The sequence below is a fragment of the Trichococcus sp. ES5 genome (assembly GCF_900067165.1).
GTDB lineage: Bacteria > Bacillota > Bacilli > Lactobacillales > Aerococcaceae > Trichococcus > Trichococcus flocculiformis.
The window spans coordinates 183,513-196,980 of the sequence record NZ_FJND01000001.1; the positions used below are offsets into that span (position 1 = coordinate 183,513).

12 protein-coding genes are annotated in these 13,468 nt (G+C 49.5%); 5 read left to right on the forward strand and 7 right to left on the reverse strand.

The window, feature by feature from the left end:
- Nucleotides 1-108: 108 nt before the first annotated feature.
- Both pdxS and pdxT read left to right on the forward strand, forming a co-directional pair.
- The gene (gene pdxS / locus TES5_RS00785) at nucleotides 109-999 is read left to right on the forward strand and encodes a pyridoxal 5'-phosphate synthase lyase subunit PdxS (RefSeq protein WP_068558754.1); all 891 of its coding nucleotides are present in this window, start codon (nucleotides 109-111) and stop codon (nucleotides 997-999) included.
- A gap of 2 nt (nucleotides 1,000-1,001) precedes the next feature.
- A complete protein-coding gene (gene pdxT, locus TES5_RS00790) occupies nucleotides 1,002-1,574 on the forward strand; it encodes a pyridoxal 5'-phosphate synthase glutaminase subunit PdxT (RefSeq protein WP_068558756.1) in 573 nt (190 codons plus the stop codon).
- A 248-nt stretch (nucleotides 1,575-1,822) separates the two neighbouring features.
- Here the strand turns inward: pdxT and TES5_RS00795 are convergent, their stop codons facing one another.
- The 6 genes from TES5_RS00795 to TES5_RS00820 all read right to left on the reverse strand — a co-directional run bounded on the left by TES5_RS00795 (nucleotide 1,823) and on the right by TES5_RS00820 (nucleotide 9,527).
- Nucleotides 1,823-3,232 carry a 6-phospho-beta-glucosidase gene (locus TES5_RS00795; RefSeq protein ID WP_068558758.1) on the reverse strand — a complete coding sequence of 470 codons (1,410 nt, stop codon included), beginning with the start codon at nucleotides 3,230-3,232 and terminating at the stop codon, nucleotides 1,823-1,825.
- 11 nt (nucleotides 3,233-3,243) lie between these two features.
- Entirely contained in the window at nucleotides 3,244-4,662 is a 1,419-nt protein-coding gene (locus TES5_RS00800; RefSeq protein ID WP_068558760.1) for a glycoside hydrolase family 1 protein, read from the reverse strand.
- 240 nt (nucleotides 4,663-4,902) lie between these two features.
- A complete protein-coding gene (locus TES5_RS00805; RefSeq protein WP_068558762.1) occupies nucleotides 4,903-6,861 on the reverse strand; it encodes a beta-glucoside-specific PTS transporter subunit IIABC in 1,959 nt (652 codons plus the stop codon).
- Between the two features lie 131 nt (nucleotides 6,862-6,992).
- A complete protein-coding gene (licT, locus tag TES5_RS00810; protein WP_068559327.1) occupies nucleotides 6,993-7,832 on the reverse strand; it encodes a BglG family transcription antiterminator LicT in 840 nt (279 codons plus the stop codon).
- Nucleotides 7,833-8,188: 356 nt separating this feature from the next.
- The gene (locus TES5_RS00815; protein WP_068558764.1) at nucleotides 8,189-8,845 is read right to left on the reverse strand and encodes a YczE/YyaS/YitT family protein; all 657 of its coding nucleotides are present in this window, start codon (nucleotides 8,843-8,845) and stop codon (nucleotides 8,189-8,191) included.
- Between the two features lie 31 nt (nucleotides 8,846-8,876).
- Nucleotides 8,877-9,527 (reverse strand): pentapeptide repeat-containing protein, encoded by a 651-nt coding sequence (locus TES5_RS00820; protein ID WP_068558766.1) that lies wholly within the window; start codon nucleotides 9,525-9,527, stop codon nucleotides 8,877-8,879.
- Nucleotides 9,528-9,658: 131 nt separating this feature from the next.
- Between TES5_RS00820 and guaD the strand changes: the two genes are divergently transcribed.
- The 3 genes from guaD (at nucleotide 9,659) to TES5_RS00830 (ending at nucleotide 11,914) form a co-directional block, all read left to right on the forward strand.
- Complete coding sequence (gene guaD / locus TES5_RS00825) at nucleotides 9,659-11,029, forward strand: guanine deaminase (RefSeq protein ID WP_068558768.1); 1,371 nt, start codon at nucleotides 9,659-9,661, stop codon at nucleotides 11,027-11,029.
- Between the two features lie 23 nt (nucleotides 11,030-11,052).
- Nucleotides 11,053-11,469 carry a hypothetical protein gene (locus tag TES5_RS15110; RefSeq protein WP_157080381.1) on the forward strand — a complete coding sequence of 139 codons (417 nt, stop codon included), beginning with the start codon at nucleotides 11,053-11,055 and terminating at the stop codon, nucleotides 11,467-11,469.
- A 64-nt stretch (nucleotides 11,470-11,533) separates the two neighbouring features.
- Complete coding sequence (locus TES5_RS00830) at nucleotides 11,534-11,914, forward strand: lactoylglutathione lyase (RefSeq protein ID WP_068558770.1); 381 nt, start codon at nucleotides 11,534-11,536, stop codon at nucleotides 11,912-11,914.
- Nucleotides 11,915-12,045: 131 nt separating this feature from the next.
- Here TES5_RS00830 and TES5_RS00835 read toward each other — a convergent pair whose 3' ends face one another.
- Nucleotides 12,046-13,359 carry a uracil-xanthine permease family protein gene (locus tag TES5_RS00835; RefSeq protein ID WP_068558772.1) on the reverse strand — a complete coding sequence of 438 codons (1,314 nt, stop codon included), beginning with the start codon at nucleotides 13,357-13,359 and terminating at the stop codon, nucleotides 12,046-12,048.
- Nucleotides 13,360-13,468 lie beyond the last annotated feature (109 nt).

Consider the following 13,468-nt stretch of genomic DNA (forward strand, 5'->3'; position numbering starts at 1 on the left):
TTGGTTGGTTCGAAAACAGTCCAATTGGATGTAGGTGTTTCTGAAAAAAGGGATTATGATTTAACCATTCTTTAATCATTTTATCATTTAAAACAAGGAGGATTATTTATGAAAACAAAAATCATCGGTTCGGAAAAAGTAAAACGCGGGATGGCCCAAATGCAAAAAGGTGGCGTCATCATGGATGTCGTGAATGCGGAGCAGGCAAGGATCGCCGAGGCTGCAGGTGCCGTAGCGGTCATGGCCTTGGAGCGCGTGCCCTCGGATATCCGCGCAGCCGGCGGTGTTGCCCGAATGGCGGATCCCACCATCGTCGAGGAAGTGATGAACGCCGTCAGCATTCCCGTCATGGCGAAAGCCCGAATCGGCCACATCACCGAAGCACGCATCCTGGAAGCGATGGGCGTCGACTACATCGACGAGAGCGAAGTGCTGACCCCTGCCGATGAGGAATTCCACCTTTTGAAATCCGACTATACTGTTCCTTTCGTCTGCGGTTGCCGCGATCTGGGTGAAGCGCTGCGCCGGATTGGTGAAGGGGCTTCGATGCTGCGTACAAAAGGCGAGCCGGGGACCGGAAATATCGTGGAAGCCGTACGCCATATGCGCAAAGTCAACGGCCAAATCCGCCAGTTGATCACAAAATCGGACGATGAACTGATGACGTTCGCCAAGGAAATCGGTGCTCCTTACGAACTGGTCAAGGAAATCAAATTGCTCGGGAAACTTCCTGTAGTGAACTTCGCTGCCGGTGGCGTTGCAACACCTGCTGATGCAGCCTTGATGATGAGTTTGGGCGCAGATGGCGTCTTCGTCGGATCGGGCATCTTCAAAGCCGAAAATCCCGAAAAATTCGCCCGCGCCATCGTCCGTGCGACAACCCATTACGAAGACTATACCTTGTTGGCCGAACTGTCCAAAGGCTTGGGCGAACCGATGAAAGGGATCGACATCAGTACGCTCCACGCTTCCGAACGCATGCAGGAAAGAGGCTGGTAAGCATGACAAAAAAAATCGGCGTATTGGCCTTACAGGGTGCCGTCACAGAGCACCTGCAAGCTCTGAATAAATTGGGTATCACCGCATCTGCCGTCAAGCTGCCCGCCGATCTGGACGGCTTGGACGGACTGATCATACCAGGCGGCGAATCGACCGCCATCGGCCGTTTGATCCGCGAACAGCATCTCGAGGAACCGTTGCGGCAGTTCCATGCTTCCGGCAAAGCGATTTTCGGAACCTGTGCCGGGCTGATTCTTTGCAGCACCAACAGCGATCATGTTCCAGAAGAATTGCGGCTCGGCTTCATAGATATCGAAGTCGAACGGAACGGCTTCGGGCGCCAAGTCGATAGTTTCGAAGCCCTGCTGCCTTTTGAAGGGATCGCCGAACCGGTGGAAGCCGTCTTCATCCGCGCCCCTTACATCCGCTCCGTCGGAAAGGAAGTCCGGGTGCTTGCAAGCATTGAGGGCAAAATCGTAGCGGCCGAAAACGACCAGATTCTGGTCACTGCCTTCCATCCGGAATTGACCGATGATCTGTCGGTGTTGGAGTATTTTTTGGAGAAAATCGGATAAGTCGGGTTTATCGGGGACAATTCTATCCTTATCGTGGCCCAACTTGTCCGATTTCTTACCGGTATCAGACAAGTTCGCCCCTTACTGGAACCAGGTTGTCCGATTCCCCCAAAGTATCGGACAATCGCGGCCAGCACTGACACAAAGTTGTCCGATAAACAAGCGTTATCGGGCAACTCCCGGCTGGACAGCACTAAAAAAATCCCCTGCCACCACGCTCTTGCGTGGTACAGGGGATTTTTAATGTTTTAATCCAAATCTTCGCCATTGCTGGCGATGGCTTTTTGGTACCAGTAGAAGGAATCCTTCTTCAGGCGATCCAAGCTGCCGGAACCGTCGTTGTTGCGGTCCACATAGATGTAGCCGTAGCGTTTCGCCATCTCGCCCGTCCCGGCCGAAACCAGGTCGATGCAGCCCCAAGACGTATAGGCGACGAGATCCACGCCGTCCAGCACGATCGCATCACGCATCGCTTTGACGTGATCGCGGAGGTAGGAAATGCGGTAATCGTCATGGATTTTGCCATCGACGATTTCATCCACAGCACCCAACCCGTTTTCGACCACCATCAGCGGCAATTGGTAACGGGAATGGAAGGTGTTCAGAGCGACGCGCAGCCCCAATGGATCGACTTGCCAACCCCATTCCGATTCCGCCAAGTATGGGTTCTTTTCGCCCATCAAGGCATTGCCTTCACCCGGCACGCCGGATTGCGCAAAGCTGGCTGCGCTGGAAGCATAGTAGCTGAAGGAAATGAAATCGACCGTATGTGCAGCCAAGATTTCCTCGTCGCCTTGTTCGAACGCAACGTTGATGCCTTTAGTGGCGAAATAAGCCAGTTTGCTCGGCGGATAATACCCGCGGGCATGGACATCCGAGAAGAAGAGTTTTTCTTCTTCTTTACGTTGCGCCGACCAGACGTCTTCCGGTTTTGCCGACAACGGATAGACCGGCGCATAGGCGATCATGCAGCCGATGCGGTTGTCGGGATCGATTGCCCGTGCCGCCTTCGTCGCCAAAGCGCTGGCGACAAATTGGTGATGCAAGGCTTGATACATGATTTCTTCCTGACTTTCGCCCGCTTCGGCTTTCGAACCGATCGAAATTTGCGGCAGGAACGTCGCCATGTTGATTTCGTTGAAGGTCAGCCAATAATTGACTTTCCCTTGATAGCGCTCGAACAAGGTAGTCGCATATCTTTCAAAAAATCCGATCAGCTTACGGTTTTTCCAGCCGCCGTAGTGATCGACCAGATATTGCGGCATTTCGAAATGGGAAATCGTCACCAATGGCTCGATGCCGTATTTGGCCAATTCATCGAAGACGTCATCGTAAAAGGCCAAGCCCGCTTCGTTTGGTTCCAGCTCATCACCTTTCGGAAAAATCCGCGTCCAAGCGATCGACATCCGGAACATCCGGAAGCCCATTTCTGCGAACAAAGCGATATCTTCCTTGTAGCGGTGATAGAAATCGATACCGATGTGTGAAGGGTGATAGTCGCCCACTCCGGCGAAGCGCTCAGCGAAGTCACGCGAGCAGGTCAGTTGGTCGATGACCGATGGACCTTTCCCATCAGCGTCCCAACCTCCTTCAAATTGATTGGCGGCTGTAGCGCCGCCCCAGAAGAAACCTTCCGGAAATCCTTTACCTGCTGACATGACAATTCCTCCTATTTCTGTACCAAAGATGCGCCGTTTGTTGCGATGACTTCTTTGTACCAGTTGAATGATTTTTTCTTGTAACGGTTCAAAGTACCGGATCCGTCATCGTGGCGGTCGACATAAATGAAGCCATAGCGTTTTTTCAATTCTGCAGTCGATGCGCTGACCAAGTCGATGCATCCCCACGTCGTGTAGCCCATCACTTCGACACCGTCCGCAATGGCTTCGGCAACTTGCACCAAGTGATCGTTCAAATAGTTGATGCGATAATCATCGTTGACGGTCGGCTGTCCATCCTCACCGGTCACCAGCTGATCGACTGCACCCAAACCGTTTTCGACGATGAACAATGGTTTTTGGTAACGATCCCAGAAGTCGTTCAAGACGATGCGCAGGCCCTTAGGATCGATCTGCCAGCCCCACTCGGAAGCCTCCAGATAAGGATTCATCACCCCGCCGAGGATATTCCCTGCCCCTTTCACTTTCTTGGACTCGTCTGCTGTTTGTGTCGAGCTCATGTAGTAGCTGAAAGAGATGAAATCAACGGTGTTCTTGAGGATTTCTTCGTCTTCCGGTGTAATGTCCAACACAATACCGTTTTCGCGGAAATAGCGTTTCATGTAACCAGGGTAAGTGCCGCGTACATGTACATCGGAGAAGAAATAGTTTTGGCGTTCCGCTTCCATCGCAGCGATCACATCGTCGGGATGTGCAGTCAACGGATAGGTCGGCATCGCCAACACCATGCAGCCGATCTGGAAGTCAGGATTGATTTCGTGACCGATTTTCGTCGCCAAAGCACTGGCGACCAATTCATGGTGCACGGCTTGATACAGATCAGACTTAGACAACTTGTCTGGAGCCGTGGCAATCCCGCCGCTCATGAATGGCGCGTGGATGATCGAGTTGATTTCATTGAACGTCAACCAGTATTTGACTTTGTCTTTGTAGCGCGTGAAGACCGTGCGCACGTAGTTCTCATAGAAGCCGATCATTTTGCGGTTGACCCAGCCGTCGTATTCGCGGGCCAAGTGCAGCGGCGTTTCGTAATGTGACAGTGTGATCAGCGGCTCGATGCCGTATTTCGCCAATTCGTCGAACAGATCATCGTAGAACTGCAGCCCTGCTTCGTTCGGTTCCGTTTCGTCGCCGTTCGGGAAGATGCGCGTCCAAGCGATTGACGTACGGTAGGTTTTGAACCCCATTTCCGCAAACAAAGCGATATCTTCTTTATAACGGTGGTAGAAGTCGATCCCTTCCAGTTTCATATTGTCCGGTGTAGGGCCATCCGTGATCGGTCCGAATCCGCCTTGAGGGGTTACGTCCTGAACGGACAATCCTTTCCCGTCAACATTATAAGCACCTTCGTATTGGTTGGCGGCTGTTGCGCCACCCCATAAAAATCCTTTTGGAAATACTGTTTGCATGTGATCGCTCCTGTTCTTCTGTTGTATCTTTAATTTATGGGTCTGTCTCTTTAGGTGACAGCCCTGAATGATCCTAATTCATCCCAAATGGGTTCGGGCGCCTGAGACCACAAACCTAATTTCCGAATATCTGGTTATTATTCGAGAACTTGGCTTGCGGTCTAGGTTTTTTTCCCGGATATCTGGTTTTTATCCGGGAATATTGCTTGCATTAAAGATTGATTTCCCGAATATTTTTGTTTATGCGATGACCGTCAGCAGATAGTCGCCGTCAGTCAAGGTTGCTTCTTTCGTCGTGATGACATCCAAGTAGTCGTTGCTGTTTGTGACGATGATAGGTGTGATGATTTCATAGCCTGCTTTTTGGATAAAGTCGATATCGAATTCCAACAACAATTGGCCGGCTACTACTTTATCGCCTTGTTGTACATGGCTCGTGAAGCCTTTACCTTCCAATTGGACCGTATCCATTCCAACGTGGATCAGGATTTCTGTTCCGTTTTCAGTCGTCAAACCGATCGCATGTTGTGTCGGGAACAAAAGTGTTACGGTTGCGTTTGCTGGAGCGTAAACTTCGCCGACAGTCGGGCGAATCGCGATCCCTTTACCAAGTGCGCCAGTCGCAAAAGCTTCATCCGGCACATCCGACAAGACAACCATTTCGCCGATCATTGGGCTAGCGACCAAATCTTTTTCAGCCGCTGCACTCAAGTCTTTTTTCATTGCTTCAACAACTACGGAGTTTGTGTTCAATGTTGTTGCTGAATTTGTTGCAGGTGTTGCAGTTTCAGTTTCTCCGTAAAGAACCGGGATTTTTGAGAAGAAGACAAGCAAGAAGCCTGCAGCAAGTCCTACTGCACATACGATGAGAAAAGCCCAAAAATTGAAGCTCATTGTTCCGTTCGCATCCAAGTAGCTAGGGAAAGAGAAGACACCCAAGCCGCCCATACGGTAGCTCGTTAATTTGAAAATACCTGCCACGACACCGGAGATGGCACCTGCAATACAGCTCAATTGGAACGGACGTTTCATCGGCAACGTGATCCCGTAGATGGCAGGCTCAGTTACTCCGAACAACCCGGATATGAAAGCCGGAATACTCAATTGTTTTACTTTTGCTTCTTTCGTTTTCAACATAATAGCCAATACTGCACCGGTCTGAGCGAAAGATACGCCTAATACAGTAGCCAATAATTGATCATAACCTTGCGTAGCCAAGTTGTTGATTGCGATCGGAACCAAGCCCCAATGCAACCCGAACATGACGAACACTTGCCAGCCACCACCCAATACAGCACCTGCAACGATTGGGCTCAAGTTATAAACCCATGATACTCCCGCGCCGAGCAACGTTGCAGCCCACGTGGATATAGGTCCGACAAACAAGATGGTCAATGGAACAACGATCAACAAAGTCGTGAAAGGCACCATGAATAATTTCACAACATCCGGAATGACTTTCTTCAAGACATTTTCGACTTTGGAACCCAGAAAGACGGCCAGCAGAATCGGAACAACAGATGAGGCATAGCTCATCATAATGACTGGCAAGCCCAAGAAGGTCATGTAAATCGGTGATTCAAAAATGCTGCCAGCGAATAAAGTGTACAATGGATCCACGCCAGCAGGATTGACCATGCCCGGATAGACCATTGCGGTTGCGATTGCCATCGCCGTGAAGCTGTTCATCTTGAAGTGTTTGCTGGCTGTGAAGGCAAGGAAAATCGGCAGGAAGTTGAAGAATCCGTCGCCCGCCGCTTGAATCAGGACATAGGCTCCATCAGTAGTTGACATGCCCGCGGCCACCAAAAGTGCTGCCACACCTTTCAGCATCCCTGTAGCTGCCAAAGGTCCAAGAATCGGTTGGAAAATCTTCGAAATCATATCGATGAATTGGTTGAAAATAGTGCCTTTTGGACCTTCGTCCTCAGCTTCCACTTCGCCGCCGCCATTCAATCCCCCGACTGCGTTGACTGCTGCGTATACGTCCGGCACGTGATTGCCGATGACGACTTGGTACTGCCCGCCGCTTTGGATGACGGTGACGATGCCTTCGCGTTTTTTCAAGTATTCCGTGTCCGCTTTGCTTTCGTCAACCAATTTGAAACGCAAACGCGTAATGCAATGGGCCAAGCTGCGGACGTTTTCTTTGCCGCCGACATGAGTCAAAATGTCTCTTGCTAATTCTTCATATTTCATGTTGTATCCCTCTTTTTCTGTTTTTTTTATAAAAAAAACCTAAATAGAGAGCACGGGAATTTCTTCCCTGCTGTCTACTTAGGTTTTGCCTGCTTTACCAGTAACAATCCTCTTGAGAGCATCTTAGGTATTCACTTTTGCTGCACAACCCGATGGATATGGATCGTGAGGTAAACAATTTCGTCGGTCCCGACCTGGAAATGATGGGCCCCTCCGACATAGGTTGATATTTTATTGGCACAAGTAAAAGCAGCCGGATAGTTTCCCTTCACTTGCTCCAACAAGAAAGTGTCCGGAGCTGTCTGGAAAACGTCTCCCATGACGACCCGTTGCGCGAAATACTGCAGATGGGTATAGAACCGGTTATAGGAAATCGAGTCTTCATCGAAGGCGACTCCGAAATGCAAGCGGACGATGTTCAGGATATCCTGAACGATCCGAGTCACTTTCATCGTCTCTTCGATCAATTGCCCTTCCTTCTGCGCATTCACGAAATGAAGAGCGATGGATGTCGCTTCATCAGGTGCCATCAAGACACCTGTATGCTCCGCGATGAGTTCCAGCCCGATTTTGCCGAGCTCGTATTCCCGTCGATAGAACTTCTTCACTTCGAAGGCCAAAGGATTGGTCAAGTCGATCCCTTCCTTTGTCCGCTGGATGGCGTAATGGATGTGATCGGCAAGCGTCAGGTAGACGTTTGCTTGGAAAGTATGATCCAGCCGTGTCTCGGCCTCTTGGATGATCTTAAAAATGGCATCTGATTCTTCTTGCGGTAAATCTTGATAAATGGCCTTTAGTTGATCAGCTGAATCATTTTCTTGGATAACGAAAGTCTTCTCGATCAAAGACTTATCGATCGCATCTCCCGTTCTTTTCTGGAAGCCGATCCCTTTCCCCATCACAATGACTTCGGATGCGTCTCCGGCCTCTGCCAAGACCACGTTGTTGTTGTAGACTTTTCCGATTTTCATCGTTTTCCCCATTCCCCCTTCCATTAAAAAAAACCTAAACTAACACCAAATGATGTGCACATCATCTCGTATCAATTTAGGTTTTGCCTGCACAACCAGTAACAATCCTATGAACAACATGTTAGCACTTCCAACAAAAACATGCAAGCCCTTTCCTTAAAAAAACTCATTTTCATTTAGCATGTTGATATGTTAGTATTTTTTTGAAAATGGATGTTGTTAGCTTTATGACTAGTTTGTTGCGGAGCTGTATTCTACGGTAAAAAGATGGATTCTTTGATTTTATTCATCTTTGTGGCCGACATTCTGACTTATGATGACAAAAGAGGCAGCCTCGCTAGGAGGCTGCCTCTGCGTTACGCGCGCTCTTTGATTGTCATCATTTTCCGGAAAACGAAGCGGTCGTTCAAGCGGTTCACGAAATGCTGCGTCACCGTACCGGTGAACAGCATGGCGAATATGGTCCCGAGCCCGACTCCAGCGATTCCTTCCAGAAACAACAACGAGAAGACAACGCTCAACCCGACGCAGACGGCATCGAATCCCGTCTTCATCTGTTTCACGGTGAGCCCAAAATGCTCGGACATCTCACGTACGAACAAATCGAATGGAAGAGCCGGCAAGCGGCAATTCAGCATCAGACTGATCCCGAGCGACAACATGAAAAATCCGGTGAAAAAGAACACGATTCGCAGCGGCATGTTTGCGACGATGCCCGATAAAAGCAATTCAAAGAAATCTAGCAGGTAGCCGAAAAGCAAAGCCAATGCAATTGAAAAAACATAACCCAAAAACTTCCGCGTAATCAGAGCCATCACCACCACAAGGACCACTTGGAAGAGAAAGTTCCAGCTACCGATCGTCACGTGCGCAAACATTTCGTTCAACACCACCGGCACGGATGAAATCGTCGACACCCCTAATTCACTTTTGATCATCAACGACACGGCAATGGCGTTGCACATCACGCCCATCGCCAAAGCAAGTTCACTTGCCAACACTTTTTTTCCCATATCTGCCTCCTTATTCTGTCTTTCGCTTTTTTTATTTTTTGATGACCAAACCGAGCATCACGACGAAGGCCAAAGCCTGCTCCTCGCTGACGATCGCACCCTTGAGATCCTCAAGCGTGACGCTGATGCGCTCGAATTGGCAACTGCTGATATCGATCGCCTTCAGAGGGGTTCCCGTGAAGTTGATTCCAGAAAGCTCGCACTCCGAAAAATCGACTTTCTTCAGTTTGCATGTATAAAAATCGGCTTCATTCAGGCGACAGTTCTCGTAACGGACATTCTTCTGCTTGCTGAATCCCAAGGCCGCCATCTGCAGGTTGCATTCCCGGAAGATCACATCCTCAAAGACCCCTTCAGTCATCGAGGTACCGATAAGCCGGCAATTCACGAAGCGGACCCGTTTCATCGTCAGTTCATCCAACTGCACATTGGCGAAATCGCAGCTTTCGAAGATGACATCCCGCAAATACAATTGCGGAACTGTCGCTTCGCTGAAAGTCACGTTCTGGAATCTGACTTCGGTGAACTCCACTCCTCGTCTGTCGCTGAGGTCAATGGCAGTATCTTTGAAGAGGGCATGCTCTAGGTAAGGTTCATCCGGATCGAAACAATCGGCGAAATTTTTTTCAGGCAAATCTTTTGGCATAATGGGTTCCATAATTTTGGCGGACAATTGGTTCATTCCTTCCTGATGGTTCTCTTACTCTAAGTATACCTGAATAATCTTCGCTTAGATATCAAAGCTTGCGCGAGCCACCCTTTCGTCTGCAGTGATATAATAGAGGCAAGGAAACAGGACATGGGGGAATTAGCATGGATTACTCATTTGAAAAAGTGTTTCGGGGGACAGCTTTCACGAGCAGGTTGCCACAGGAAGTGCGCGCATTGGAGGATTGTCTGTTTTGTCTGGATGCGGAGGGCTTGATCCGGCGCATTCTGCATCCGCAAGATCTTGAATATGCAAAGGTCTTAGCTGCCTACAGCGGAAGGGACTCATTCCGTGAGCTTTCTGACGGACAATATTTTCTGCCGGGCTTCATCGATCTTCATATCCACGCTCCGCAATGGGCGCAAGCCGGCACTGCCATGGACATCCCTTTGCAGGATTGGCTGGACACCTATACCTTCCCTCTGGAATCGAAATTCTCCGACTTGGATTTCGCACGCAAAGTATACCAGGATCTCGTCACGACCTTGTTGGCTAACGGTACGACGACTGCGCTCTATTTCGCGACCATCCACAAGGAAGCAAGCTATCTGTTGGCCCAGATCTGCGCCGACAAAGGCCAACGCGGTTTGGTCGGGAAAGTGGTCATGGACGACAAGGAAGAGAATCCAGAATATTACCGGGACGAAAGCACCGAAGCCGCATTGGCGGATACGGAAAGCTTCATCCAGCAGGTCCTGGAATTGAACAAGACGACCAAACAAGGTGTCTATCCGGTCGTGACGCCCCGATTCATTCCGAGCTGCACGGACGAAGCGTTGGCGGGACTCGGCGAGTTAGCTAAAAAGTATGATACACATATTCAATCGCATTGCAGCGAAAGCGATTGGGAGCACAACTATGTCCTCGAACGGATGCACAAGAGCGACACGTTTGCGCTCCATGAGATGGGGCTTCTGCAGGACAAAGCGGTCATGGCGCACGCCGTCTTCCTTTCGGATTCGGATGCCGATTTGTTTGCTGAAACCGGCACAGCAATCGCCCATTGTCCGATTTCGAATGTCTGCTTCTCGAACGGTGTCCTTCCCGCTTCCCGTTTCACTCGGAAAGGGATCGACATCGGCTTGGGCACGGACATCTCCGGAGGCTTCTCCCCCAGCCTTTTCGACAACATCCGTCAGGCAGTCATCTCATCGAGGATGCTGGAGGAAGGCGTCGATCCGTCGTTACTCGCTACGGATCGCGGCCTGCCGCATTCTCGGATTACCGCCAACGAGGCGTTCTACTATGCGACTGCTGGCGGAGGACAGAGCTTGAGCCTGCCGATCGGACGGTTGAAGGAAAACTATGCCTGGGATGTCCAAGTGATCGACGTCAACGCGCCTAACGCCAAACTGCCGCTGTTCGACGAAGGAATTTCGATGGAAGATCTGCTGCACAAAATCCTCTTCTTGAGCCGTCCGGAAAACATCCGCGAGGTCTGGGTCCAGGGCGAATGCGTGCATAAACGGACGTAAATGAGTCGCAAGGCGAATTTAAGTTGTGCTGCATTTGGTTTGCTGCCGCGGCAACTCCAGCTAGCCTCCGAATTGTTGATGATTCGGAGGCTTTTTGTATTTTCGTAACGTGGTTGTCCGATTCTTTCGGGTTATCGGACAACCGCATCATCGTCCGGGCTCTGGTTGTCCGATTCTTCCGGGTTGTCGGACAACTGCATCGTCGTCCGGGAGCTGGTTGTCCGATTCTTTCGGGTTATCGGACAACCGCATCGTCAGCCGGGCTCTGGTTGTCCGATTCTTCTGGGTTATCGGACATCCGCATCATCGTAGAAGGCCGGGATGTCCGATTCTTTCGGGTTATCGGACAGTCTCCGGATCGTTTGTCACTGCATTTTTTATCAGTAGTTATGATACGTGCCCCTCTACTCCTTCAGCAAGCTCTGTTTCGCTTCGGGTAAATAAAATGCCCATATGACCTATCCATGTTAAAATGAAAACATAACATTATTGGAGGATGATACTATGAACCAAAAACTCGTTGAGATTTGCCTGCGTGTCAGAGATATTGACGCTACATTAGACTTCTATACTAATCTATTTGATTTTGAAGTTGCCAGCCACAGAAAATTCCCTGAAAATAAGTTTGATTTAATTTATCTGAATTCTCCCGGCTCTTCTGTACAAATTGAACTCACTTACAATTACGATGCCGAGCCATATACTGTAGGAAATGGCTTCAGTCATTTAGGTGTGACTGTCAGTGACTTAGAAAAAATGCATGAAGTTTGTAAAGCTTCTGCTTACGAAACAGGTGAGTTAAAAGGACTTTCAGGCGGCACACCCACCTATTTCTTTGTGACGGACCCTGATGGCTATCGAATTGAAGTAAAGCGCGCAAAATAATTTTTCGAAAATTATTAATGGAAGCATATCGTCTTTTCAATATGCCTTCATTTACCCAAAAAGAAACACGCAAGCAGCCAAGCGGATGCTTACGTGTTTCTTTTCATTCAAGCTGCTCAAGCAGCGTATGTTTAGACTTTTTCTTTCAAAATGATGTTCAACACCAACGCAACGATCGTACCAGCCGAAATACCGGAAGAGAACAATCCGCTCAAGATGCCTGGCAATTGCGCCACTGTATCCGGAACAAAGGAAACACCCAGACCTACACCCAACGCAGAAGCGACGATGATCATGTTGCGGTTGTTGAATTCAACGCGTGACAGTGACTGCACACCGGCAGCAGCAACCGTACCGAACATCAGGATGCCGGCTCCACCCAATACAGGTTGCGGCATGATTGAAATCAGTGTAGCAAATTTAGGGAACAAGCTCATCACGATCATGATGATACCGCCCATGATGGCTACTTTACGGGAAGCATTGCGGGTCAACGGAATCAATCCAGCATTTTGGCTGAAAGTCGCGGCAGGACCGGAACCGATGAACGGCGCGATGAACGAGCCGAAACCATCCGCACGGACACCGGCAGCGATTCTTTCATCCGTCAGTTTCGTTTCCGTAACGGCGCCCAATGTCTGCATAACGCCGACTGTTTCAATGACTGTTACCAGATAGCCGGATACGAAAGGAATCGCGTACTCAAGCTTGAAATCAGGCACTCCGAATTTGAATAATTGTGGGAACGCGAACCACTCAGCGGCAACGACCTGGCCGAAGTCGACCATCCCCAACGGAATGCAGACGACATAACCGATTGCGGCACCGATCAGAACAGCGGCTGGCGCGATTTTGCTTGGTCCGTAATGGTTGATCAAAGCGATGATAAGGAACACGAGCACTGCGATGCCGATATTCATCGGATTACCGAAATCCTCAGATCCGAAACCGCCGCCTGCCCAGCCCATCGCAACGGACATCAGCGTCATCCCCATCAAGGAGATAACCGATCCGGTCACTACCGGCGGGAAAAATTTCAATAACGGTTTTACGAAATAACTCAAAATAATTTCCAACAAAGCGCCTAGCATTGTACCGCCAAGATAGGCAGTGATGCCGCCCGCACCGATGACGGCAGCTGCTGGTGCCACAAAAGCAAAGTCAGTTCCCATGATCGTCGGCAAGCCTGCTCCGACGCGGAACCATTTCGGACCGAAACCTTTTGATTGAATGATTGAAACGATGCCCGAAGCCAAAAGCGCCGCACTGACCATATAAGCAGTATCCTCAACCCCGAAACCTGCGATTCCGGCAATGATAAGCGGTACTGCCACTAAACCACCGAAAGCGGTGATGACGTTCTGAAATCCTAAAACGATTGTCGTGCCTAAATCGGGTTTATCCTCTACCCCGTAAGTCAGGCCTGTATGTACTTTCTCTTCCATGCTTCTCCTCCTGATGACGAACATTAATGATTGCAAAACAAAATATAATTCGTTTATTAACGACAAATAAAATTATATCGATATCGCATACAATTGTAAAGCGGAAATA